The 329-nt window shown below is 42.6% G+C and carries 1 protein-coding gene; it reads left to right on the top strand.

What is annotated here, in order from left to right; translation table 11 throughout:
* Nucleotides 1-64 precede the first annotated feature (64 nt).
* A partial coding sequence (locus FE392_RS22795) for a nucleoside recognition domain-containing protein (protein WP_500692711.1) occupies nucleotides 65-329 on the top strand: 265 nt, incomplete at its 3' end.

The following is a 329-nucleotide window of genomic DNA, read 5'->3' as shown; positions in this document are numbered from 1 at the left end:
CGAATGGTTACATGGCATTTTAATACTTGGCTTATTTCGTGGTATCGGTGCTGTTATTAGCGTTATGTTACCACCTATGGCAATCTTTTTCCCTATGTTCGCGCTATTAGAAAACTACGGATACTTACCACGTGTCGCGTTTAATATGGACCGCTTATTCAAACGATCCGGCGCACACGGGAAACAATCTTTAACAATGGCAATGGGATTTGGTTGTAATGCAGCAGCCATTATGTCAACGCGTATTATTGAATCGCCACGTGAACGTATGCTTGCTATCTTAACGAACAACTTCGTTCCTTGTAACGGTCGCTGGCCTACGTTAATTT

Origin of the sequence: Xenorhabdus santafensis (assembly GCF_033949405.1) — a bacterium.
Lineage (GTDB): Bacteria > Pseudomonadota > Gammaproteobacteria > Enterobacterales > Enterobacteriaceae > Xenorhabdus > Xenorhabdus santafensis.
The sequence above is the reverse complement of the archived record's forward strand: the minus strand, read 5'-3'. Positions and strand labels throughout refer to the sequence as shown.